Source organism: Nitrosomonas sp. PY1 (assembly GCF_022836435.1).
Classification (GTDB): domain Bacteria; phylum Pseudomonadota; class Gammaproteobacteria; order Burkholderiales; family Nitrosomonadaceae; genus Nitrosomonas.
The window spans coordinates 1,738,409-1,763,735 of the sequence record NZ_BQXC01000001.1 but is presented as its reverse complement, the minus strand read 5'-3'; the positions used below and the strand labels follow the sequence as shown (position 1 = coordinate 1,763,735).

The 25,327-nt window shown below is 43.2% G+C and carries 21 protein-coding genes, 1 tRNA gene and 4 pseudogenes; 18 read left to right on the top strand and 8 right to left on the bottom strand.

Annotated features, from left to right (window positions below; all coding sequences use genetic code 11):
* Positions 1-7 precede the first annotated feature (7 nt).
* From W03_RS08140 to W03_RS08080, 13 genes and pseudogenes are all read left to right on the top strand, one after another.
* Positions 8-1,231 (top strand): ChaN family lipoprotein, encoded by a 1,224-nt coding sequence (locus tag W03_RS08140; protein WP_244072494.1) that lies wholly within the window; start codon positions 8-10, stop codon positions 1,229-1,231.
* Between the two features lie 111 nt (positions 1,232-1,342).
* Entirely contained in the window at positions 1,343-3,280 is a 1,938-nt protein-coding gene (locus W03_RS08135) for a M1 family metallopeptidase (RefSeq protein ID WP_244072493.1), read from the top strand.
* A gap of 151 nt (positions 3,281-3,431) precedes the next feature.
* On the top strand, positions 3,432-3,878 hold the full coding sequence (locus W03_RS08130) for a hypothetical protein (RefSeq protein WP_244072492.1): 447 nt from the start codon (positions 3,432-3,434) through the stop codon (positions 3,876-3,878).
* A 17-nt stretch (positions 3,879-3,895) separates the two neighbouring features.
* Positions 3,896-4,441, top strand: a complete 546-nt coding sequence (locus W03_RS08125; protein ID WP_244072491.1) for a hypothetical protein — start codon at positions 3,896-3,898, stop codon at positions 4,439-4,441.
* A gap of 141 nt (positions 4,442-4,582) precedes the next feature.
* Positions 4,583-5,740 (top strand): annotated as a pseudogene (locus W03_RS08120) (IS3 family transposase); the annotation flags it as partial.
* A gap of 301 nt (positions 5,741-6,041) precedes the next feature.
* Entirely contained in the window at positions 6,042-6,257 is a 216-nt protein-coding gene (locus W03_RS08115; protein WP_244072490.1) for a YezD family protein, read from the top strand.
* 144 nt (positions 6,258-6,401) lie between these two features.
* Positions 6,402-8,075: an alginate export family protein gene (locus W03_RS08110; RefSeq protein ID WP_375792717.1), complete on the top strand. Its 1,674-nt coding sequence runs from the start codon at positions 6,402-6,404 to the stop codon at positions 8,073-8,075.
* A gap of 32 nt (positions 8,076-8,107) precedes the next feature.
* Entirely contained in the window at positions 8,108-9,106 is a 999-nt protein-coding gene (locus W03_RS08105; RefSeq protein WP_375792731.1) for a sulfate ABC transporter substrate-binding protein, read from the top strand.
* A 36-nt stretch (positions 9,107-9,142) separates the two neighbouring features.
* Positions 9,143-9,487: a DUF2325 domain-containing protein gene (locus tag W03_RS08100; protein ID WP_244072488.1), complete on the top strand. Its 345-nt coding sequence runs from the start codon at positions 9,143-9,145 to the stop codon at positions 9,485-9,487.
* A 55-nt stretch (positions 9,488-9,542) separates the two neighbouring features.
* Complete coding sequence (locus tag W03_RS08095; protein ID WP_244072487.1) at positions 9,543-10,418, top strand: EAL domain-containing protein; 876 nt, start codon at positions 9,543-9,545, stop codon at positions 10,416-10,418.
* 12 nt (positions 10,419-10,430) lie between these two features.
* The gene (cysT, locus tag W03_RS08090) at positions 10,431-11,264 is read left to right on the top strand and encodes a sulfate ABC transporter permease subunit CysT (protein ID WP_244072486.1); all 834 of its coding nucleotides are present in this window, start codon (positions 10,431-10,433) and stop codon (positions 11,262-11,264) included.
* Between the two features lie 10 nt (positions 11,265-11,274).
* Positions 11,275-12,150, top strand: a complete 876-nt coding sequence (cysW, locus tag W03_RS08085; protein ID WP_244072485.1) for a sulfate ABC transporter permease subunit CysW — start codon at positions 11,275-11,277, stop codon at positions 12,148-12,150.
* Positions 12,147-13,250: a sulfate/molybdate ABC transporter ATP-binding protein gene (locus W03_RS08080; protein WP_244072484.1), complete on the top strand. Its 1,104-nt coding sequence runs from the start codon at positions 12,147-12,149 to the stop codon at positions 13,248-13,250. Before cysW ends, W03_RS08080 begins: the two co-directional genes overlap by 4 nt.
* 203 nt (positions 13,251-13,453) lie before the next feature.
* On the opposite strand, the gene W03_RS08075 is transcribed toward W03_RS08080, so the two are convergent.
* The 3 genes and pseudogenes from W03_RS08075 to W03_RS08065 all read right to left on the bottom strand — a co-directional run bounded on the left by W03_RS08075 (position 13,454) and on the right by W03_RS08065 (position 16,053).
* Positions 13,454-14,044, bottom strand: coding sequence for a DUF2490 domain-containing protein (locus W03_RS08075; protein WP_244072483.1), 591 nt, complete (start codon positions 14,042-14,044; stop codon positions 13,454-13,456).
* 161 nt (positions 14,045-14,205) lie between these two features.
* Positions 14,206-14,748 carry a hypothetical protein gene (locus tag W03_RS08070; protein WP_244072482.1) on the bottom strand — a complete coding sequence of 181 codons (543 nt, stop codon included), beginning with the start codon at positions 14,746-14,748 and terminating at the stop codon, positions 14,206-14,208.
* Between the two features lie 214 nt (positions 14,749-14,962).
* Positions 14,963-16,053, bottom strand: a pseudogene (locus tag W03_RS08065) (IS3 family transposase).
* An 82-nt stretch (positions 16,054-16,135) separates the two neighbouring features.
* Between W03_RS08065 and W03_RS08060 the strand changes: the two are divergent.
* A pseudogene (locus W03_RS08060) lies at positions 16,136-16,640 on the top strand (site-specific integrase); the annotation flags it as partial.
* A gap of 1 nt (position 16,641) precedes the next feature.
* Here the strand turns inward: W03_RS08060 and W03_RS08055 are convergent.
* Both W03_RS08055 and W03_RS08050 read right to left on the bottom strand, forming a co-directional pair.
* A tRNA-Asn gene (locus tag W03_RS08055) sits at positions 16,642-16,717 on the bottom strand.
* Between the two features lie 267 nt (positions 16,718-16,984).
* Positions 16,985-17,178: pseudogene (locus W03_RS08050) on the bottom strand (IS3 family transposase); the annotation flags it as partial.
* 95 nt (positions 17,179-17,273) lie between these two features.
* Between W03_RS08050 and W03_RS08045 the strand changes: the two are divergent.
* Together W03_RS08045 and W03_RS08040 are read left to right on the top strand one after the other, a co-directional pair.
* Positions 17,274-17,471, top strand: coding sequence for a hypothetical protein (locus W03_RS08045; protein ID WP_244072481.1), 198 nt, complete (start codon positions 17,274-17,276; stop codon positions 17,469-17,471).
* The gene (locus tag W03_RS08040; protein WP_244072480.1) at positions 17,462-18,709 is read left to right on the top strand and encodes a transposase; all 1,248 of its coding nucleotides are present in this window, start codon (positions 17,462-17,464) and stop codon (positions 18,707-18,709) included. Before W03_RS08045 ends, W03_RS08040 begins: the two co-directional genes overlap by 10 nt.
* Positions 18,710-18,748: 39 nt before the next feature.
* On the opposite strand, the gene W03_RS08035 is transcribed toward W03_RS08040, so the two are convergent.
* Entirely contained in the window at positions 18,749-19,471 is a 723-nt protein-coding gene (locus W03_RS08035; RefSeq protein WP_244072479.1) for an IS1595 family transposase, read from the bottom strand.
* Between the two features lie 148 nt (positions 19,472-19,619).
* Between W03_RS08035 and W03_RS13395 the strand changes: the two genes are divergently transcribed.
* Both W03_RS13395 and W03_RS08030 read left to right on the top strand, forming a co-directional pair.
* On the top strand, positions 19,620-19,745 hold the full coding sequence (locus W03_RS13395) for a hypothetical protein (protein WP_279600027.1): 126 nt from the start codon (positions 19,620-19,622) through the stop codon (positions 19,743-19,745).
* A gap of 90 nt (positions 19,746-19,835) precedes the next feature.
* A complete protein-coding gene (locus W03_RS08030; protein WP_244072478.1) occupies positions 19,836-21,161 on the top strand; it encodes a DUF3422 family protein in 1,326 nt (441 codons plus the stop codon).
* 1 nt (position 21,162) lies between these two features.
* Here the strand turns inward: W03_RS08030 and W03_RS08025 are convergent, their stop codons facing one another.
* Together W03_RS08025 and uvrA are read right to left on the bottom strand one after the other, a co-directional pair.
* Entirely contained in the window at positions 21,163-22,425 is a 1,263-nt protein-coding gene (locus W03_RS08025) for a glycerate kinase (RefSeq protein ID WP_244073715.1), read from the bottom strand.
* Between the two features lie 2 nt (positions 22,426-22,427).
* Entirely contained in the window at positions 22,428-25,247 is a 2,820-nt protein-coding gene (gene uvrA, locus W03_RS08020; protein ID WP_244072477.1) for an excinuclease ABC subunit UvrA, read from the bottom strand.
* Positions 25,248-25,327: the final 80 nt, after the last annotated feature.

The window sequence follows — 25,327 nt, the reverse complement described above, 5'->3', positions numbered from 1 at the left end:
ACTGATTATGACATTACATAAAATAACATTCAGCTATAGATTCTTCATTTTAACTGTTTGGCTTCTGAGCAGTTATGGCAATTACGCATGGAGTCAAAATACTCCAAACAAGACATCGCAGTCGGATCAATGCGTTGCAGTGGGAGACTGGATGATTCCGGGTTCAGGTAAAGCATCGCAACAAGCCATCATGGCCCGCGCCGCTAAAGCATCCATCGTATTATTGGGGGAAACGCACGTCAACGCCGATCATCATCGCTGGCAATTGCAAGCATTAATGGCATTGTATGCCGAACGCCCGGATATGGTAATAGGCTTCGAAATGTTCCCGCGCCGCATCCAATCTGTGTTGGATCGTTGGGTCGCTGGTGAGTTGACTGAAAAAGAGTTTTTACGTGCTGCCGAATGGGACCGCGTGTGGAATACCGATGCTAATTTGTATTTGCCATTGTTTCATTTCGCACGTATGAATCGCATCCCGATGTTGGCTTTGAATATCGAACACAATTTACGACATAAGGTTGCAGCAAAAGGTTTTTATGGTGTACCTGTCGAGGAGCGTGAAGGATTGACTCGTCCCGCAGAACCGAGTGAGGCTTATATGGACTATTTGCTACCCATTTATAAGCAGCACGATCGAAAAATTAGCAGGCAAGGCGAAATTACTCGAGACGATCCGGACTTTAGACGATTTGTCGGTGGGCAACAATTGTGGGATCGTGCGATGGCGCAGGTGCTACAGCAGCCTTTGGCAAAATCAGGGAAACATAAATCACCGCTTGTAGTGGGTATTATGGGTTCAGGTCATATTGTGTATGGTTATGGCGTTGCGCACCAATTGCGGGATCTGAGCGTGAAAAATATTGCTGCACTATTACCGTGGGACACTGACCGTTCCTGTAAACAATTGGTAAAAGGGTTTGCTGATGCGGTATTTGGTGTTTTACCGTACGCATCCAACGAGGTTCAACCGCAGTTTCAACGTTTAGGCATTCGATATGAAATTGGCCGTGGTGGTGCTGTTGTGCTACAAGTTGAACAAAATAGTATTGCTGAGACTGCGAATTTGCAAGACTCTGATGTCATTCTAAAAATGGCAGGTATGCCTATCTCGAAAGTTGAAGATGTGATTAACATTGTAAAACGGCAGGCACCTGGTACTTGGTTGCCAATAACGATCAGTCGTAATAATACAGAAATGCAAGTTATTGCTAAATTTCCACCAAAATAATATAGGTAACAATATTTCCTTATGTCATTTATGATGAGTCGCTTTTGCTGTTTTACGCTACTGATATTTTCGATCGGATTTTTTTCACAATGGGTTTCGGCTGCGCCTAAGGTGAAATCATTTGCGGTCAAAAATAATGAGGTTCATTACGATATTGTCGTGCAGATCGATCCAATTGAAGGTACGCTGAAAGGTAAAAGTATCATCACGATTCAAAGACCCAAAGAATTAAAATTAATGCTTGGGTCGGCTTTTGATGTGACTAAAGCATATTTCAACGATGGAGAACTAGGTGTCGGACGGCGACAGGTCGATCAACCGCATATTTGGCATATTCCGTTTATCCTCAACTCACAACATCAAATTGAGATTCATTGGCAAGGTTTGTTGACTCACTCGGAAGGTTTACAATTTCTCGAGCTTAATGAGAAACCAATTGCCTCCTTACAAGATGCGTCTTTATGGTACCCGCGTGTGGTGGGAGAGCTTGCCAGCTATCAGCTAGAATTGAAATTGCCACCAGGCCAACGAGGATTGGTGCCAGGTCAAATCGTTCACGAGCAGGATTCGTTACTAGGATATCGCGCGACTTTTGAGTTTTTGTATCCGGCTGAAGGTATCAACCTTGTTATGGGATCCTATGAAATCAATAAGCAAACGTACCAAGGGAGTAATGGACGTTCGATCCAGTTACGTACTTATTTTCATCAACGAATTGCGCATCTCTCCCAAGATTATTTAGCTTTGGCGAAACGGTATTTGGCGATGTATGAATCGCAGATAGGTGCGTATCCTTATACTGAATTTAATATAGTTTCTCATCTGGAATCGAATAATCTCAGTTTTCCAACGCTCGCCTATCTTAGCGCCGACATGTTGAAATTGTTGTTGAATCATGGCGATATTTTAATTGCTCGTGAAATATTGAGTAATTGGTGGGGTAATGGTGTTTATTCCGAGCATCACCACGGCAATTGGACTGATGGATTGATTATGTTGATGGCGGACCATGCTATCCAAGAGCGGTTTAATGGCGAGCAAGCACGTGGTATGCGTTTAGCGTGGATGTATGATTTAACCTTATTGTCTATCGGGCAAGGCGTTTCTCTGAGTACCGTGATACCTGGTACGGAACATGCAGAGAAATGTAAAGCAGCAATGTTTTTCTTAATGTTGCGAGATTGTTTGGGTGAAGCTATTTTTCAACAAGCAATACAAGCGCTTTGGACAACACGGCGCTTCCAAGCGACTTCTTGGCAGCAATTGCAGCAATTATTTGAAATTATCTCTGGAAGAAACTTGGGAAGTTTTTTTGATCAATGGATTTATCGCGATGGTATTCCAGATCTTTTCATTCAGAACGCAAAAGGCGTATCTCAAGGTTCCGATACTCATGGTTTTACACTCACATTGCATCAAACAAACCCAGTCTATCAGCTCCGTGTTCCTGTCAATATTCAAAGCCAATCTGATACCGAGCTTCAGTGGTTGAATTTAACGCAAGGACAACAAACATTTATGTTAACTTCAGTGAATAAGCCATTGTCGGTTACGCTTGATCCTGATTTCCGAGTGTTGAGGAAATTAGCTGATGATGAAATACCACTTAGCTTACATGCAGTGATATCTAATCGACATACACGAACCATTTTGTTGTCACAGAGAACGGATGTTCGTGAACTGGCTAAATTTCTCGCCATCCGTTTACAAAAACATTCACCTCGGATTGTTACTGTATCGCAGGAACTGCCAGCCAAGCCTATGCTCGTGATCGGTTTACAGTTCGAGATAGAGAAGTTCATTGCCGCACACAAAATATCACCGTTGTCTGATGAAATTAAAACGAATAGCACGGCGCAGGCTTGGATAACAAGATCGCCTAACGGCGCCCCTATCGTTCTAATAGCTGCCCAAGATCTAAAATCGCTTGGCGCGATCATTTCCCAGTTGCCGCATCATGAAAAAAACAGTTACGTAACATTTGATGGACAACAAGCCATGAATAATGGATTATGGTTGGTCGAGGCTCCTAAAATCAGAATCCAATAAAGTATGATTGGAAATAAAAACGAATAACTTGATTCAGTTTTCATTCAGTTTTAAGGCCTATAATTTCTATACTATTTCGTTGTGTAATTAAAAGTGATTCATTATTGTCTAATGAAACGGAAAGTAAAGATTTTAAATATAAGGCAAAAGTATGAAAAATCTCAGATCGCATTTTATTTGCTTGATGAGCTGGTTCATCATTTTGTTGATAGTAATGATGAATACCGTTTGGGCGGGAGAATCTCATCGACACCGACATCATCATCACGTTAATTGGGGGATCAGCTTGGGTAGCGGTGGATATTATCCTGGTTATTATGGTGCAGGGGTATACCGCCCCGGTATTTGGTCTCCAGGGTTCTATAATTACCGTTCTTATTATTGGGATCCATTTTTTATGCGTCCTCCGATTTATACGTCACCGATCGTTACGGTTCCGGTAAGGCCACCCGTTTATATTCAGAAAGAAGAACCTAACGTGTCTCAGCCGCGAGCAGGTTATTGGCACTACTGTCAGAATCCGGCTGGTTATTATCCGACAGTTAAAGACTGCTCACGGAATTGGATACTTGTTCCTGCACGACCATCCGCACCATAACACTTTGAGGTAAAATTATGTTAAAACATAAGCTTATCGTTATCTGTATACTATCAACCATTTTTTTATTATCGGCATGTGTCAATATGCCTTCCGGGCCGAGCGTTATGACTCTACCTGGTTCAGGAAAAAATTTTGAGCAGTTTCGCGCGGATGAGTTTTCTTGCCGACAGTATGCTATTGAGCAATTAGGAGGGAAGTCTGTGCAGTCTGCTTACAATACTAGCGGTTTGCAGAGTGTAGCCGTTGGTAGCGGTCTTGGAGCTGCGGCGGGTGCTGCGATGGGAGGAGGAGAAGGCGCTGCGATTGGTGCCGGAGCTGGATTATTAATGGGTGGACTGATGGGCTCGGGGAGTGCTACGACCTCTGGTTATGAGGCACAGCGTCGTTACGATATTAGCTATATTCAATGCATGTATGCAAAAGGGCATCGCGTACCGATAGATGGCAGAATTAGTAATGACGCTCCAAGTAATAATTATCAAAGATCATCTGCACCAGCACCCGGTTTTACGCCACCGCCGCCGCCATCTGGTAATCCACCACCGCCCCCACCGCGATGATAAGATGAGGGATCAATATTTAACGTGATATGTACTGTCAAAATGAGGTCATGTATTTATGATGTATGCTGATTTTGATGGAGTCCTAAGTTTCATAAAATGAGGGGATGAAATGGAGGATAAGAATGGAATTACCGCGTACGCAGTAAGTCTAGTCAGGAGTTTCGTAAGGAATCAGTAAAGTTTTTCAAAGCAAGTGGATTGACGTTGGTTGAAGCGGTAAAGCGACTGTCATTACCCAATGGGGACGCTAAAGAACTGGGTTTATGCTGACGGGGAGAACTCGCTGCGGTAGGCAAGCGTCAGAAGGCGCTGACTGAAGTTGAACTAGAGCTATCCAGACTGAAACGGGAATTAGCGGAAGTGAAGCTGGAACGTGACTTTATAAAAAAGTGTGCGACGTATTTCGCCAAGGGGTTGCGGTGAGATACGATCTGATTGAATCGATGCGACAAAGCTATCCGGTTACGCTCATGTGTCGGGTGCTTGATGTTTCTGAAAGTGGTTTTCATGCGCGAAGCTCACGTCCGCTCTGTAAGCGTAAGCTGGAGAATGCAAGATTGGAAATAGAGATACTAGCTGCACATCAACGTACACGAGAGACTTACAGCGCACTGCGTCTGCATCGTGATTTGGCCGATCGCGGAGTACAGACCACACCCTACCGAGTTCGAACATTGCGTAAGAAATTGAATTTGCGCTGCAAGCAAAAACTGAAATTCAAAGTGACAACTGATTCCCGGCATAATCTACCGGTTGCGTCCAATATTCTGAACCGGGAATTTACTGTTAGAGCGCTCGGTAAAGTATGGGTCAGTGACATGACTTACATTCCTACCGATGAAGGTTGGTTGTACTTAGCTGGCGTAAAAGACCATATTTAATGGCGAGTTAGTGGGCTATGCGATGAATGAGAGAATGACAAAGAGCCTGGTTATGCAAGCATTATTTCGTGCAGCTGCAAGTAAATATCCAAATCAGGGACTCATTGCTCATTCAGATCGAGGTAGCCAATACTGTGCGCACGATTACCAGAAGCTATTGCAACAATTTGGCATGACCGCATCCATGAGCCGCAAGGGTGACTGCTATGACAATGCCCCGATGGAAAGCTTCTGGGGGATACTCAAAACCGAACTGGTGCATCACCGGAGATTCAAAACACGCCAACAAGCCATTGCTGAGATTACCGAATATATCGAAATATTCTATAACCGACAGCGCAAGCAAGAAAAATTGCGCTATTTATCGCCTGTGCAATTTTCGCAGCAGTACTATGCAAATCTACGCGCTGCCTAAACACATGGACTCAATTTTTGACAGCACATTTCAAATTAGCCAATCTCTTTAAATTTAAGGTTCTTCCAAAAGTGTACGGCTTTTTAGGAGAAGTTGACATATCCTCTAAGTTAGGTGAATAGAGAATCGGAAAAATCTGAGCTGTTGTTCACAAGCTTACTTTGCAATGCTGAATTTTCTAAGCAGCGCATGTTATATAACTAATAGCTATTAGTTAATATATAAACAGTATTTTGTATTATAAGAAAATGCTGTTATCTTTCGCATCCTTCATTACTCGTATTGATAAATAAGAAATCAAATGGATACGCGTTCACCACTTAAAGAAGAAGATACAAATACCGATAATAAATTGCCGGCAACTGTTGTGCAGGAAATTTTGCGCATTGTTTCTAGCATCGAATATGGATCAGTGGAAGTAGTCGTCCATGACAACAAAGTTGTACAAATAGAATATCGAGAAAAATTTCTGCTAAACGATCATGGAATCGTAAGATGCAAGCTATCTCACCTTTAGTGAGTTTTGCGTTAAATAGTCAAATCAAAATCATCTTTCTATTTTTAAAGACAACGTGATACCCGACCAAAACAGAAGGTTGAGTAACTTAATAATAAGTGAATCAACCGGATTGCCAAAGAAGCTACTTAGGGGAATAACAAAATGAGGTTATTGAATCTTTTTTGGAAGATTGTTTTATTGAGCATACTTTTTATAAGCTCTAATCATGCTGCATCCGATCAAAAAAAATCCATTGATTTTCAAGCAATGCAACAGGACATTGTGCAAATTGTTCAAGCAAATAGCGCCAACAAAAATGCAACGGCCGATAAAAAATCTTCACAAGATGCTAAATCTGCTGAGGTTGAAAAATCTCTGCCTACTATCGTACCTGCTGCAAATAAACAAATCACTACTAGCTATCACCAGCGCTCGAATAGCTACGCTACCAATCCAGATTCTGACCCTCCTCGCTATGTGCGGAAATTAAGTGAAATTGGGGTAGAGAGATATAATAATATCAATTGGTTAGAGGTTGGTCTTGAGCACCGTACACGTTATGAGATGCGCCATGATGACATACGGCGTATTGAAGGCGGAACAGACAATCCCTTCTTTTTACGTCATCGTGCGTGGATCGGTATCAAAGATATCCTGGATCCATTCCGGTTTGCGGTTGAGTTCCAAGACTCCAGATCTTATAACAGTAAGTATGTCCGTACGGATCAGGAAAGGAATGAATATGACCTTATTAATGCATACGGAGAGTTGTATTTTAAAAGGGGATTGGGTGTAGATAATCGAAATCAAGACCGCCCAATCAGGTTTCGTGTTGGCCGTTTTGCTTATGAAGCTACCGATCGTCGTTTTATCGCTAGAAATGAATGGCGCAATACGACCAACAGCTTCGAGGGCTTCCGACTTACTCTAGGAAAAGAAGCCAATGACTGGGAGCTTGATTTATTTGGCATGCAACCCGTTCGACGATTGCAAACTAAGTTTGATAAAGCTAATCATCATCTATGGTTCTTCGGTGCCATCGGCACTTGGCGTAAATGGTCTGACATCATTACCATTCAGCCTTACTATTTGGGTCAAAAGCAAACAGCGGATCCGGACGGCTTTACTGCAACCAACCGATTGGATCGAGAGATTCATATGCCCGGGTTCCGCGCTTACGGGAAAGTAGGTAATTTCTTCGATTTCGATGTTAGTTATAACCAGCAACTAGGGTATTCAGGCACTAATCGTATGGATGCACATGGGTATACCATCGAGATCGGTAAAAACTTCGACCACGCATGGAAGCCTCGGGTTGGGTTGTTTTATGGTTATGCCACCGGTGACAAGAATCCCAACGACAATGTCGACAACCGTTTTGATCGCTTCTTTGGGTTTGCACGACCTTGGTCAGCCGATCACTATGTGATCTATGAGAATCTTAAGTCCCCGAAAATCAGGTTTGAAGCTTCTCCGACTCAGAAAATCGGGTTTGAGCTTGGTTATGGTGCGTATTGGCTGGCTAGTAGAACCGATCGCATGTTCGATATTCTCGATGGCAATATCAGTAACACCGTTAAAGACCCCGGATTCAATCGCGACCGCACTGGACAAAGTGGTGATTTCGGTGGCCATGCATTCGAAGGACGCATACGCTATCAACCCACACCACGAATTAATACCATCTTGGGTTACACCCATTTTACGGCGGGAGACTTTGTCAAAAACCGAATTGCAGCAAATTCTTGCGATGTGCTTCACCAACAACCTTGCGTCGACCAACGTTCAGGAGACACGGATTTTCTATACTTTGAAGTATTAATCAGTTTGTTATAGGTACTTTCAAATTTTAATAAAAAGGAAAAATGATGAAAACCAAAATTTGGCTTGCAACAATTTTATTCACTATGGCTTTATTTATTACAAGCAACGTGTTGGCAGAAAAAACACTATTGAATGTTTCTTATGATCCTACTCGTGAGTTATATCAAGAGTTTAATGCGGCATTCGCCAAACATTGGCAGGCCCAAAAAAATGAAAAAGTCACGATTCGACAATCGCATGGTGGCTCAGGAAAACAAGCCAGATCGGTCATAGACGGTTTAGAGGCGGATGTTGTAACGCTTGCTTTAGCAAATGACATTAACGCGATTGCCGAGCGTGCCAAACTGATTCCAGAAGATTGGCAGAAACGTTTAGCTCACAACAGTACGCCATACTCTTCGACGATCATTTTTTTAGTTCGAAAAGGTAATCCCAAAGGCATTAAGGATTGGGACGATCTAGCACGGCCGGGCATTTCCGTCATCACTCCAAACCCGAAAACCTCTGGTGGCGCTCAATGGAATTATCTTGCTGCTTGGGAGTATGGTAAAAGAAAGTACGGGGAAGATAAGGCAAAAGATTTTGTTGGATCGATTTATAAAAATGTCCCGGTTTTAGATTCGGGTGCGCGTGGATCAACTACTACATTTGTCGAGAGAGGTGTGGGAGATATTTTAATTTCTTGGGAAAATGAAGCCTTTTTGGCATTAAAAGAATACGGCGCAGATAAATTTGAAATTGTAGTTCCATCGCTGAGCATTCTTGCAGAACCTGCAGTTTCAGTAGTCGACAAAGTCGTTGATAAGCGTGGCACACGTGAGCTTGCGGAAGCTTATCTCCAGTACTTATATTCAGAAGAAGGCCAAGAAATAGCGAGTAAGCATTTCTTCCGGCCAAGCGATGCAAAAATTGCGGAGAAATTTGCAAGTAAATTTCCCAAAATTGAATTATTCAAGATCGATGAAGCTTTTGGCGGCTGGAAAAATGCGCACAAGCTTCATTTTGCCGATGGCGCAACATTTGATCAGATTTACTTGAAATAGCAACACGCTTCACGCACTCACAAAAAAGGATTAATCATGACCATTCTAATCGTCGGGGGGGATTATATTGCTTCGTTCATACAAGTGTTTGCTACGCAGCACGCTATGCCTGTCGAGCATTGGGATGGTCGCAAAAGAAAGTTTAATAGCCGCGTGTTTTCTAATGAAATACGGATAGTAATTGTGATTTGCGACTATATCAGTCACAGCCTTGCTTACTCAATAAAAAAGAAAGCGAAACAACGTAGTATCCCATTAATTTTTTGCCGCCGCTCTGTTAATGAGCTGAAGCACAAATTACGCAATATGTATGAAACAAGTGAAAAGTATTGTTGTGATTTTACTGACAGCGAACAGACTCAGTTATTGAAGTCCTCATAGGACCATTACTGAAAAATCAAACGATGTTGATAGCAGTTCCGACGGAGAAAGTATCATGAACGCACTTGCACATACTATTTCTAGCAGTAAAGATGAATTTGAACTTATTCAATCCGCGACAGATTACTCGCTAAAACGTGGTGAGAATAATTGGATCAGTGGATTTTTTTACCATTGCGAGCTAACAAGTGTTTTTCAGCCTATTTTTAGCGTTGATCAAAACAAAACTATTGGTCACGCTGCCTATATCCGGTCTAAATCGGATGAAGATGTAGCGCTTTGGCCATGGCAGGTTTTTTTTTCTTTAGCATCTAAAGACGAACAACTTGTTGGATTGGATCGTTTGTGCCGGGTAATTCATGCGCTCAATTATCATCTTAATAATACTTCCAAATTAACCCATTTATTGGTCGATGTGCATCCGCGCTTATTGGAGAGCGTTAAAGACGATCATGGGCAGGCATTTGAGAATTTTCTTGATTTGATTGGGGTGAGGACATCACAAGTTGTCATACAAATCCCGGCAATCGTGAATCGAAATTGGAAACTTCTGCAGCATGTCATCGCTAATTATCGGTCTCGTGGCTATCAAATCGCAGCCAATTACAGCGGCACTCGAAGTGACTGGATGGTGGAGTTAGGAAGCTTATATCCAGATATCGTACGAATCGGCGCTTACGATTTACTGAAACATGAATCCATTAACGAGCTGATAGATACGGTTCATAGCTTCGACGCAAAATTGCTAGCAGGTGAAATTGTAACATCTGCCGAATTAGCCGCTGCGTTGCGAGCAAAGGTGGATTATTTGCAAGGAAATTTACTCAGCGAACCACAACAAGCAATCAGAAGCATTGATGCTTTGCCGGTTTTAGAAACTCTGAGTTCACCATCAATTTATACGCATTTACAACAAAAACAACAAAAGTAATAGGAGTCAGATTTGGTTACTTTAAAGCAGCACAGCATCTTGCCAGGATTTAATCTGGCACTTGGATTCACTTTAGTATATTTGAGTTTAATCGTACTAATTCCTTTGTCGGCTGCATTCTTGCGCACGGCTGAACTGACATGGCCTGAATTCTGGTCTATTGTCACAACACCACGGGTGATGGCTTCCTATCGTTTAACCTTTGGCGCATCATTGGCAGCAGCAACTATGAATGTAGTTTTTGGCTTACTCGTGGCTTGGGTATTGGTACGTTACCATTTTCCCGGAAAAAAAATTGTCGATGCTTTGGTCGATTTACCCTTTGCATTGCCAACAGCGGTTGCCGGTATTGCATTGACGGCTTTGTATGCAGGTAATGGTTGGATTGGTCAATTTCTAGAGCCATTAGGTATCAAAGTGGCATTTACTCCACTGGGTATCTTTGTGGCGCTAACTTTTATCGGCCTTCCTTTTGTGGTACGTACTGTACAACCAGTGCTCGAGGACATTGAGGCCGAGTTGGAAGAGGCCGCAGCCACGCTCGGTGCTAATCGGTTTCAAACATTTACACGGGTGATCTTTCCGGTAATTTTCCCAGCATTGATGACAGGATTTGCGCTCGCCTTTGCACGTGCTATCGGCGAGTATGGCTCGGTTATTTTTATTGCTGGAAATATGCCAATGGTCTCCGAAATCACACCCCTATTAATCATTACTAAGCTGGAGCAGTACGACTATGCAGGCGCTACCGCGCTATCTGTAGTGATGTTAATAATTTCATTTACTTTGTTATTAATCATTAATCTACTGCAATGGTGGAGTCGTCGACGCAGTAGTAAAACATGAGAAAAATATAATGACCACAAGTATCTCTGCACTTCCGCAAACGTCTATTCAGCGGGCAACGCAAGAACCTGATTGGGTACGATGGTTGCTAATCGCTTTGGCGTTTGTGTTTCTAACATTATTTTTGTTTATTCCATTGATTTCAGTATTTTATGAAGCCTTCAAAAAAGGAGTGGATGTTTATTTGGCTGCAATTACTGATCCCGACGCGCTTTCCGCTATCAAATTAACTTTAACGGTAGCAGCAATTGCTGTGCCTTTGAATTTGGTTTTTGGGGTCGCGGCGGCGTGGGCGATTGCCAAGTTTGAGTTTCGTGGTAAAAATTTGCTGATTACTTTGATTGATCTGCCTTTTTCGGTTTCTCCTGTTGTTTCCGGATTGATCTATGTACTGGTGTTTGGATTGCAAGGGTGGTTTGGATCATGGTTAGTAGAACATGATATGAAGATTATTTTTGCTGTTCCAGGAATCGTTTTGGCAACTGTATTTGTCACGGTTCCTTTTATTGCGAGGGAGTTAATTCCTCTCATGCAAGCGCAAGGCACAGAGGAAGAAGAGGCTGCGGTGGTTCTGGGAGCTAGCGGCTGGCAAACCTTCTATAAAGTAACGCTGCCGAATATCAAATGGGGTTTATTGTATGGTGCGATTCTATGTAATGCCCGAGCGATGGGAGAATTTGGTGCCGTATCGGTAGTTTCTGGCCATATTCGAGGAAGTACTAACACCATGCCTCTCCATGTTGAGATACTGTACAACGAATATAACTTTGCAGCAGCGTTTGCTGTAGCGTCGCTGCTCGCTTTACTGGCGTTGGTTACTCTAGTCTTAAAAACACTGATTGAAATTCATAATAAAAAGAATTTAAAAGAACGAGGTGAAAAATGAGTATCGAAGTTCTAAATCTGTCCAGGAAGTTTGGCAATTTTACAGCGTTACAGGATGTCAATTTGCAAGTTAATGCAGGTGAATTACTAGCCCTGCTTGGACCTTCTGGTTCTGGAAAAACCACTTTGTTGCGTGTAATTGCGGGACTTGAGACCGTTGATAGCGGGCAAGTGTTGTTCCATGGGAAAGATGCTACTGATCAACATGTGCGTGAACGCCAAGTAGGGTTTGTTTTTCAGCACTATGCATTGTTTCGCAATATGACTATTTTTGAAAATGTCGCTTTCGGTTTACGTGTTAGGCCTAAGGAATTTAGACCTAACAATAAAGAGATACAATCGCGGGTAATAAAATTACTGCAACTGGTTCAGTTGGATTGGTTAGCTGATCGTTATCCACATCAGCTTTCCGGAGGACAACGTCAACGCATTGCATTGGCAAGAGCATTGGCTGTCGAGCCGCGTGTATTGCTACTGGACGAACCTTTTGGTGCTTTGGATGCGAAAGTTCGGAAAGAATTGCGGTCATGGCTAAGAAGATTGCATGATGAAATGCATATTACCAGTATATTTGTAACTCACGACCAAGAGGAAGCCCTTGAAGTCGCTGATCGGGTTGTAGTCATGAATGAAGGAAAAATCGAGCAAATCGGTACGCCTGATGAAGTATATGAACATCCAGCAAGTCCATTCGTATACGAATTCCTTGGTAACGTAAATTCCTTTCATGGCCGATTACACCGCGGCCGGCTTTGGATTGATGATCTTGAAATTAAAACGCACGGACATTTGGCAAGTGACGAAGAAACCGCTGCTATCGCGTATATTCGTCCGCATGAAATAGAAGTTCTGAGAGCAAATGGCGATGAAACGGGCATAGCAGCCAAAGTGAATCAGGTTACGGCATTGGGTCCGATTGTTAGGTTAGAAGTGACACGTAGTAACGATAGGGAAAAAACTCCTATTCGGGTTGAAATAAGTAAAGAGCAATTTCGTGAACTGCAGTTTGTAAAAAACGACACAATTTTCATTAAACCGAAAAGGATAAACCTATTTTCTCCGAATAAAGAAAAAATACACGTTCCGGATTTTGTAATTTAGATTCTAATTTAATCGCATAGCGAAAAACTTGGTGACAAACCTTCTCAATCTGGGTAATCACTGTAGATTACCCAGCTGGATAAATCTGGGTGCTGAAAATGACTAACTATGATGGTATTGAGCGTATATCAAATCTAATACAGTAAACCTTATGGAAAGTTATTTGGGGTTTGGTTTTTCTTCTTTGCTCCCTGATTGCTAGATCAAAAATCATATGACCAATTAACTTGTAACATCGTGGTATAACGTACATCATGATGGTGATTAATAACGGCCCTTTGCACTAAAGGGCCCGTCTCAAACTTCCCATACCGCAACGTATTATAGCCAATTCCGATATAACTCCAATTATCGTTAAACACGGAATTCCCAGCTCCTGTGAGGTTGAAGAAAAATTCATTGTAAGCATTTAAGTAAAATTTTCCATTCTCTATTCTGTCGCCTTTTAGTGGCATGAGAAATCCAAGCTGATAACGAAGCCTTGTGCTTACTAGCGATTCATTAGGTTCTTCATTCTGAATAAATCTTGTTTCAAGACGCACTCGATGAGTAAACACTCCAAAATCTGAATTTTTTCTATAAACAACTTGCTGGAAGAGTCGGTTCTCATAAGCAGAGTCCTTTAAGAAAAAACCAGATCCTTGATAGGTATAACCTAAAAAGACAAAATTAAAATTAGGACTATATTTATAAATTGGACTGACTTGGAACATTTGCTGCAAATCAGAGAGTGATTTCTCGTGCCCATGAGATTTTTCATCTATGAGAGCGCTATCCGAGCCATAAAAATTCACATCCCATCGACCGGATACAGCTTTGGTTATAGATATTTGGGACCGGATTCCATAATTCGATTGTGTTTCTGCGCAAACACTACCGCTAAAGATCAGAAATGTAACAAATAGACGTAAGCGAACCTTCACAAATTATAAGAGTATCAATGGTGACTAACGTTTTAGTAAAGAGTTTCGATGGATTCCATTTTTATATTTATAAACTCTCTAAAGGTACCAGTACGATATCCGAAAGCTGCTTCAACAAGTCCTGTTTCGGATTCTGGATGGGAGAAAACAATTTCCAATAACATCTCTTGATGTATGTAAGCCTTTTCGACTGAGATAATTTTGTAGCCGGGATAATATGAGGATATTTTTTTGTCAACAGATGTTCTGATACTACGAGGTATATCTGAGAATTCTATTTCTTTTTCTTCTTTTAGGAGTTTTCCATCTTCGCTATATGCGATAGCGAACTTCTCCTTGTCTTTTTTATATTCTATCACGTAACCAGTTACGCCATCTTTTCGTTTTCGCTTATAGACTAATCCTTCCTTGCTGTATTCCTTTGATAAAGCCTGCGAAACTTTAGGAGGTAAGTCTTTTTCATTTATTACTTCTTCAGTTTTTGTATTATGCTTGATATATGGCTCATTTGACGCGCAAGCACTGAGAAAAAAAAGAGACAAAACAACAAGCATTATCATTACAGCGTGAAACATGATGTTTTCATTCTTCCCTATACATGGTTAGTTCAAAAAACAAATAAAAATAATTGAGACATTCGTACCGATTACCAGTTAGACGGGAACCCGCTCAAGTAACACGGGGAGCTGCTAATGCACAAGTTACAAGATAGCAGTTTTTGAAGAATTTTTCTGTAAGAAAAATGTAGTGGGGTAATCCTCCCATTATTAACCGAAGTTAAAAGTAGAGTTAATGTTTTAATTGATCGAGTTTTTGTTTTGGTGTGATTCCTCCAATGGCCATGTTAGGCCGTTCATGGTTATAAATCTACAACCATTGAGTTGCAAAGTCCTGAACATCGGCGATTGATTCAAAGCGGTGATGGCTCAGCCAGTCGTACCGTACAGTTCTGTTGTAACGTTCAATGTATGCGTTTTGCTGAGGTTTTCCGGGTTGTATGAACTCCAGCTGTATGCCGTTTTTTGCCGCCCAGACAGCGAGTACGCCGCTGATGTATTCAGGGCCGTTGTCACAGCGAATCCGTTTGGGTTTGCCGCGCCATTCGATCAGGTGCTCCAGTGTGCGTATGACGCGTTGCGCAAACAAGGAGAAATCCACTTCGATACCTAACCCCTCACGGTTACAGTCGTCCAGTATATTGAGTAACCGAAAGCTGCTGCCATTCCCCAGTTGATCATGCATAAAGTCCATTGACCAGGTTTCATTGATTGCTAACGGTACCGCCAGCATTTCCGGCTTGTCACGTTTGAGCCGCTTTTTCGGCTTGATCCGCATATTCAGCTCCAGTTCCCGATAAATACGGTAAACACGCTTGTGATTCCAGGAAAAACCTTTCACGTTGCGCAAATACAGAAAACATAAACCAAACCCCCAGTTTCGTTGGTGATGTGTCAACCGAAACAGTCAATCAGCAATTAGACAGTTATCCGTACTGAGTTTAGCTTGATAACGGTAACACGTCTCGCTGACACCATAAGTTTCGCAAGCCAGGCGGATACTAACCTTTCCCTGCTGAACAAGCTGTTTAGCCATGTCGCGCCGCCGCCTGGGCGCTACCACTTTTTTTCGAGTGCCTCCTTGCGTAACTCGGATTTTAACCGTTCCTCGGCATACATCTTCTTCAACTGCTTATTCTCTTCTTCCAGTTCCTTGAGCCGGGCTATCATCGACGCATCCATGCCGCCATATCTGCTGCGCCATTTATAAAACGTCGCATTACTCATGCCATGTTCACGGCACAATTCAGGCACCGGAACGCCTGCCTCAGCCTGCTTCAGTATCGCCATGATCTGACTGTCACTAAATCTTGACTTCTTCATCGTAGAATTTCCTGTCTTTATAAATTAATAGAAAATTCTACTGCTTTGCTCCTCTAATTTTGGGGGGATTACCGAAGCAGATTGCCGGGCGCGTGAGATAACCGGATTGGAGTGGAATCGAGTCGATTTAGATCGACATACTGCATGGTTGTCGTACTAAAAATGGCACGCCGAGAGGCGTTCCGTTAAATGCGGATGCGATATTAGTTTTACAGGAACAAGTGGGTAAGCATGAGCAGTTTTGTTTTACTTATCGCAATCAGCCGATTCTTTGGGATTTAACCAATACGGCTTGGATGAATGCGATTAAGAAAGCAGGATTGGAAGATTTCCGATTTCATGATTTACGGCATACCTGGGCTTCATGGCATCGGCAGGCTGGAACGAGCTGTGATGAACTAAAAGACTTGGGCGGCTGGAAATCACGCAATATGGTGGATCGTTATGCCAAGTTTGCGACTGAGAATCTTGCGTTTGCAGCGTCTAGGATTGAAACGGGAAGAGACAGCAAAGTAATTCCGCTGTCACGTTCTTGTCACGCTAAAGATGTTAATCAGAGCTTTAAGTCAGCTAACTCTCTGAGTTAAATGGCTCCCCGACCAGGGCTCGAACCTGGGACCTGCGGATTAACAGTCCGTCGCTCTACCGACTGAGCTATCAGGGAACGGATAAGGAGAGTGATGTTAACGTTTTGATGTTGATTGGTCAATACCGCTTACTTTAAATAAGATACAAAAAACTAAAATGGCGTGTTATTAGGCAAAGCTGAATTATGAATCTTACGACTTCGGTTAACAGTTTTGATAAATTGAACTGTTTTCAAGGAATCGTTGATGAATCAACAAGCACAAAGAGATATTTCTCGTAAAATTCAAAAACAAATTGTACCGCATTGCGCAGCTAAATCTGCTTTCCACCGTGCAAAGGCCTCACGTTTGTGATTCCATCCAAAACCCTTCATATTACGCAAATAAAGGAAACATAAACCAAAGTCCCAGCGCTTGTAGCAAGCCGTCAAACGTAGTAACCAACCGGGATTTCCTTGTTCTCATCGTTGAGAACCGGCCGATAACGATAGCAGGTCTCAGAAATGCCAAATGTAGTACAGGCCAAAACGATACTAACGTGTAGTAATTCAGACGGCTTGTTGAAAAACCCCAAATACTACGTTGAGTTAATAATAAAATAGGAGCTTCACTATCTACTGCCGATAAAGATCAATGCAAGGCAAGCAAACGCATCAACAGGAATTATTCTCGACGATAGATCTGGAAAGCTTCATTCCTAAGGATCATTTGTTACGTAAGGTGGATAAGCTATTAGATTTAGACTTTTTGTATGATCTGACAGGAGAGCTCTACTGTTTGGACAATGGACGAGCTTCCATCGATCGGTATTGTTTTTTCGGATGCAATTGATCAGTTATCTGTTTGGGATTGAGTCTGACCGCCAGCTTTGCCGTGATGTCCACTTAAATTTGGCATATCGCTGGTTTTGTTGGCTCCCCCTTGACCTGCCTGTACCGCATCACTCCTCATTAACCCGCATACGGGACAGAATGGGAGAATCCAGATACCGACAAATATTTAAACTGATACTGCTGCAATGGCAAAAGCAAGGTCGATTTACCGGCAAGCAAATTGTTGCTGATGCGACGCTCGTGAAAGCTAACGCCTCCATGAATTCCTTGGTGAAGCGCGAGGATACCGACCCTGACGCCAGAGTTTTAAAGCAATATGAGAAGCAATATCATGATTTTCAGCATGGAAAACGCAAACGCCGGGTAGCCAATCAGACCCATGTCAGTGCCTCAGACCCGGATGCCACAATGGTATATCGTAAAGGCACTGAGGGCGGTCTTAAATATAAGGTTCACTATAGCGCTGATGTAAAGACGCGAATTATTACCGATTGCTATACCACAACGGGCGCTACCCATGAAGGTCCTATACTTCCTGCCAGAATCGACTATTTATGTAATGAGATGGGTTTTGACGTTCAAGAAGTGATTGCTGATCGTAGATATGGCCGGGGACCCACTTATAGTTCATTCAGGCAACGCAAAATACGCACTTATATACCCCTGCACGATGCTCGCCTTGGTAACGGCAAACTCACGCCCACTACGTTCAAGTATCACGGTCAAACTGATCGATACCAATGTCCAGAAGGATATTTTCTCTATCCGTATGAAAAATTGGATAACGGGCTGATCAAACGATACCGAATCATGGGCGGACACTGCCGCATGTGTCCCAGGCGAACTGATTGCTTACCGGAATCGGCCAAAAGCAGAGCTCGATTTGTCTATCGGAGTCCGCATCAGCAGGAAATCGATAAGGTTCGTGCACGGCAGGAAACCAAGGCCTTTATCTCCAAGATGATACTGCGAAAGTGGACGATAGAAGGGTTATTCGCTGAAGCCAAGCAATTCCATGGACTAAGGCGTGCCCGTTACCGGGGACTACAAAAAGTATCGATTCAAGCTCTGATGACTGCAATGGCCCAGAATATTAAGCGAATCATTAAGCAATTATTTGATATTTATTGGTATCTAAGAAGATATCCGTATTTCAGAAAAGAAATATTGAGTGCACAAAACTATCAGTCCTACTTTAAGCACATATCCGAACTTTTTCTATATAAACCAGCCTGAGCATAAAATCAGCTGTTTTTCAACAGGCCGTCTGAACTACTACAGATTATAGGATCTGGCGTTACAATAATGTTTTAAAACAACCGTATTGAAGCGATGGCTATGAGTTTTTCTGAATATGATGTAACCCGCCGCACCCGTTTGCTTTTTCCATCGCCATTCAGATTCTTTTAAATGCAGCTCAAAGTTAACTGATACGCCGTTAAACTTTGCCAGCCGTCGCTTGGTAAAGCTCCAGAACGATTCGATACAGTTAATGTGGCAGTGGCCATCCCGGGCAAATTCATTGTTACCATGCGATACTCGAAAATGCTTGGAATAACCTACATCTACCAAACCATTATAACCACGCCAGCCGTCACTATAAATGACACTTTCAATAGATACTTTACCCAGTATTACCGCTTGCAAAGTCAAGCGCTTACAATCCGGTACTATCTCGGTGTATACCCTGCCGTCTCTCTCAAAAACACCAAATACGGGTTGTTTTAATGTGCCGCGACCGCGTTTGAGTTTGCCATGATAACCACGGTGACGTTTCGCACCAAAATAGCTTTCATCAACTTCCACTCTACCTAACAACTTGTCTTTTAGCGCTGTCTGATGGCCATATATTGCTTGCCTGAATATGCCATACCAACGATTAATCGTGTTACGATTTTTGCCCAACAGCAGTGCCGCTTTGCTGGCAGGTATATCAATGCAAAAGCATTGAATTATTTTTTTAACTGAATAGTCACTTAATTTACTATTTCTTAACATCTTTCTAGACTAACATATTACTTCTGCTAGTCTAGAGACAATATTATTATCTGTCACTGCGGTGCTTCCTTTTTTATTGGTTGATCTGCCGAGATCTCTACCAACGGGTTACATTGCTTTCTTCTCCTGTCATACACCAGAAATGATCATGGCTCGTCCATTCCATTACTTCGTTTTTTGCGTAAAAGCTATTGATCAACCGCTGTTGCATGGACCACGCGATCTTTGCAAAATGTCGCAACCCTATCGTTCCGGCGTAATTCTGACAGAATGATCGCAACCAATTTTTTCTATCATATGGTCATGGCAATGCAATGATTCTGCATTACACTATGAGATCTATTAAACATGATTGGGTCATTTAGTGAATTTAACAGCACCTTCACCAATTCAACCGACTCCGGCTACGAATGCTATAACACTTACAATTCCTGAATATACGGGGCGACAGGAACTGCATGCGGAACTCAATGCGGTTGTGTATGAACTGCTGGTGCCGCCATTGCAGCTTTCGCATTTGGTTTTATTATCGGACCGCCATTGGATAGAACAAGAGCGGCAGTTGATTGATGAGTTATGTACGCGTTTCCAAGTCAACCCTCCGGGTGCGCATGAAAACGAATTCAGCGTGGATTGTGGTGAGTTTCGCTTACGCTGGGAGCGGCATACCGAGTACTCAACGTATACGATTTATCGCACGCAATTCTTTGAAGTACCTTTCGAACATCCAGCTATTCAATATGTACCGCAAGATTGGTTGAATCGTTTACCCGGTGAATTATTGGTGGCAGCGCATATCGTGCTGGAAGATCGAACACGCCCAAAACGAAGCTTGCATGAATTGTCAGCGTTTTTTACGTCAGGAACGGTGATCGGTTCGAAGGTTGCAGGTGGAGCCGCGACGGTGTGGAGTGACAACCAAATTCATGCAGATGGTTTTGGGCGCATTTTAATTCATGACGAAAACTTGCGTAGTCGCCAGGTGGGGCGGTTGATACAGCGTTTGCTGGAGATTGAAACCTATCGCATGTTAGCGATGTTGCCTTTGCCGATTACCCGAACCATCATTCCGCAGTTGGCGCGCGCCGATCAACGACTGGCTGAAATAACAGCCGATAGCGTCAAAGCAAGCTGTATTGAAGATGAGCAACGCTTGCTTTATGAATTGACCAAATTGGCTGCCGAAACCGAACGCCTATCTGCGCAAACGAGTCATCGTTTTAATGCTTCCCGTGCCTATTACGATATTGTGAAGCTGCGTATCACCGAGCTACGCGAGGAACGCATCGAAGGATTGCAGATGTTGCAGGAGTTTATGATTCAACGGTTATCATCGGCTATGGGAACGTGTGAACTCGTTCATTCTAAATTGGAAATATTGTCGACCCGTTTAGAGCGTGCAACGGCTTTATTAAGAACGCGAGTCGATTTGTCGATGGAAGCACAGATTCGGGATTTGCTGAAATCGATGGATCAGCGCGCGCACTTGCAATTGCGTTTGCAAGAAACAGTGGAAGGCTTGTCGGTCGTGGTATTGAGTTATTATTTGTTGAGTATATTAGGGTATGGATTCAAAGCACTCAAAGCGGCTGGCAATGATATCAATGTAGAATTGTTAACGGGTATCGCTATTCCAATCGTAGTTTTGATTATTTTTTATGGTATCAAGCGTTTGCGTAAAAAACTATAAGCTATAGCAAGAGAATGACCCTATAGTCATTGACATTGGTAAAGGTGGGCCCGGTTGTCACTAAGTCATCTAATCGGGCAAAAAAGGTGTATGCATCGTTGTTGCATAAAAACGCAGTTGGATCTAGCTGTTGCCGTTGTGCTTTTGTTAAGGAATCGGGTGTAATTATTGCGCCGGCATTATTTTCGCTGCCGTCGATTCCATCCGTATCGCAAGCTAATGCATAGACATTCTCGACTCCATCGAGCGCAATCAATAAGGAGAGCAGAAACTCCGTGTTTCGTCCGCCACGCCCATGACCTTTGATCGTGACGGAAGTTTCTCCACCTGATAGTAATGCGATAGGTGCTTTGATATTTTGTTGCGGATGCAAGCGGATTTCGCGCGCTAAAGCAGCATAGGATTTTGCGATTTCTCGTGCTTCTCCGGTGACAGTATCGCCTAATATCAGGGAATGAATACCGATGCTACGAAAATGTTGTGTGGCGGCATTCAGAGACTGGCGGGCTGTTGCGATCACTTGGTTTTTGACGTGATTGAGAACTGCATCACCGGGTTTGGGTGTTTCGTTTGTTGTATCGAATAATACTTCACGAATGTTCGAGGATACCTGAAGATTGTAGCGGTTAATCACAGCCAATGCATCGGCACAGGTCGTCGGGTCGGGTGCGCAAGGTCCCGATGCGATATGTGTGGCAGCGTCTCCGGTAACGTCGGAAATGATCAACGAGAGAATAGGGGCTTTACAAGCAGCGGCAAGCCTTCCACCTTGCATTGCCGATAAGTGCTTGCGGACGGTGTTGATTTCCTGAATATTGGCGCCGCAACTGAGTAATTGGCGAGTGACGTATTGTAAATCTTGTAGTGAGACACCTGAAATAGGTAAAGGTAGCAAGCTTGAGCCGCCGCCACTCCATAAACACAGCAGCAAATCTTCAGCATGAAGTGCTTGGATGGCGGACATTATTTGTTTTGAAGCGTGTTCACCATTGCTATCCGGAATCGGGTGATTGGCCTCTATGATCTTGATTCTTCGGGTGGGTAGCGTATGTCCATAACGCGTGACAACAATACCTTCTAACGGTATGTCTTGTGGCCAAGCATTTTCTGTGGCAAGCGCCATTGCAGCAGAGGCTTTGCCAGCTCCTACGATGAAAGTTCGCCCTTTAGGTGGCCTAGGTAAATACTGTGGAACAAGGAGCAAGGGATCGGCTGCTTTTATCGCCGCAGTAAAACTGTGCAATAAAAAGTCTCGTGGATTCAGATTCATTTGGTAAGAATCGGATAAAGATATTCGCCGGTAAAGCTTTCTTTATTGCTTGCGATAGCTTCTGGAGAGCCTTCTGCAATGATACGACCACCGCCATCGCCGCCTTCAGGGCCCAGATCGATGATCCAATCGGCGGTTTTGATGACATCTAAATTATGTTCGATGACCACAACGGTATTGCCATGGTCGCGTAGCCGATGCAGAACGGTTAACAACAAATCGATATCTTGGAAATGTAATCCTGTGGTAGGCTCGTCAAGAATGTATAAAGTACGCCCTGTATCGCGCTTAGAGAGTTCAAGCGAAAGCTTTACTCGCTGTGCTTCGCCACCGGATAGTGTGGTCGCAGATTGCCCTAGAGTAATATAACCAAGGCCAACCTCTAGGAGTGTTTGTAATTTACGCGCCACAACCGGAACGGCAGAAAAAAACTCAGCCGCTACTTCAACCGTCATTTGCAGCATTTCATTGATGTTTTTGCCCTTATATTGAATTTCCAGGGTTTCTCGGTTATAACGCTGGCCATGGCAAACGTCGCATGTGACGTAGATATCGGGTAGAAAATGCATTTCTACTTTAATGACGCCATCGCCTTGGCAAGACTCGCAACGGCCGCCTTTCACATTGAAGGAAAACCGGCCTGGCGCATAACCGCGTTCGCGTGCTTGCGGTACGCCGGCAAATAAATCGCGGATTGGTGTGAACAACCCGGTATAGGTTGCTGGATTGGAGCGAGGTGTACGCCCAATTGGGCTTTGATCCATATTGATGACTTTATCGAAAAAGGCCAGTCCTTCTATACTTTTATAGGCTTCAGGCTCCACATTACTGCCGTATAAGTGTCGAGCGACTGCTCGGTAAAGCGTTTCATTGATTAAGGTCGATTTACCTGATCCTGATACCCCGGTCACGCAAATAAACAGACCAACCGGTAAATCTAGTGTGACGGCCTTAAGATTGTTTCCTGATGCGCCTTCAATCCGTAACATACGGTCAGTAGCGGGAGGGTGTCGGTGTTGCGGGATAGGAATCGAACGCTTACCCGATAAGTATTGACCAGTCATCGAAGCGTCATTTTGCTGGATATCTTGGGGAGAACCCTGTGCGACCACATAACCGCCATGCTCGCCAGCACCGGGACCCATGTCGACGACATAGTCCGCAATTTCTATCGCATCTTGATCATGTTCTACTACGATAACGCTATTGCCTAGATCGCGTAGTTTTTTGAGTGTTTCTAACAAGCGGCCATTGTCGCGTTGATGCAGTCCGATGGAAGGTTCATCAAGCACATACATTACACCGGTTAGACCTGAACCGATTTGGCTGGCAAGCCGAATTCGTTGGGATTCGCCGCCCGATAGCGTATCCGCAGATCGATCAAGCGAAAGATAATCTAATCCAACATTGTTAAGGAACTGTAAACGACTGGAAATTTCCTTAATGATGCGATCAGCAATTGATTTCTTTTGTCCTGATAATTCAATATGATCAAAAAAGTGCTGTGCTTTTTTGAGTGGCAGTGCGCTAATTTGATAGATGGCTTGTCCTGCAACTTGAATGTGGCGTGCAGATTGGCACAGCCGTGTTCCCTGGCATTCCGGGCATACTTGAGCGTTTAAGTATTTGGCCAATTCTTCTCGTACTGTTTGCGAATCAGTTTCTTTATAACGCCTAGTCAAATTGGGAATGATACCTTCAAATGCATGAATATCTTGGAATTTTTTTCCACTATCCGTGTAATAAGAAAATTGTATTTTTTCTTTGCCGGAACCATACAAAATAATGGTGCGGATGGATTCATCGAGATTCTCGAATGGCGTATTTAAATCAAATTGATAGTGTTCCGAAAGTCCAGCGAGTAATTGGTAATAAAATTGATTCCGTTTATCCCAATTTTTTATAGCACCTCCCGCTAATGATATGTGAGGGAAAGCAACTACCCGTGTCGGATCAAAAAAGGTAATTTGCCCTAAACCGTCACATTTAGCACAAGCCCCCAGTGGATTGTTGAACGAAAACAATCTAGGCTCCAGCTCGGATAATGAGTAACTACAGACCGGACAGCTAAATTTAGCGGAAAAAAGATGCTCAGTATGGGTATCCATCTCTATCGCGAGTGCTTTACCATCAGAATGACGCAACGCTACTTCAAAAGACTCCGCTAGTCGCTGTTTGCTTTCTGAGGAAACCTTGAGTCGGTCGATAACGACTTCAATAGTATGTTTCTTGGTTTTTTGTAACTTTGGTAATGCGTCGATTTCGTATACTTCGCCATCAATGCGTACCCGGACAAAACCCTGCGCGCGTAATTCGTCAAACAGTTCGGTTTGTTCTCCCTTGCGTTCTGTGATTAGAGGCGCAAGGATCATTAAGCGTGTTTCTTCAGGCAATTGCAAAACATGATCCACCATTTGCGAAACGCTTTGCGCCGACAACATAATGTGATGTTCCGGACAATAAGGATCGCCGATGCGGGCGAACAGTAAGCGTAGATAATCGTGGATTTCTGTGACTGTGCCGACGGTCGAACGCGGGTTATGTGAAGTGGCTTTCTGTTCAATTGCAATGGCAGGCGATAATCCCTCGATCAAATCAACATCCGGTTTTTCCATAAGCTGTAGAAATTGGCGTGCGTAAGCAGAAAGTGATTCAACGTAGCGTCGTTGGCCTTCTGCATAAAGCGTATCGAAGGCAAGCGAAGACTTGCCCGACCCAGATAATCCGGTAATCACAATTAGCTTGTTGCGGGGGAGGATAAGGTGAATGTTTTTTAGGTTATGGGTGCGTGCACCGCGTATTTTTATAAATTCCATCGGCTATCTATGTATTGGTCAACCTGTTAATATACCCAACTTTTTAGAAATATCACAATCTCTGATTCATGTCTGTCTCA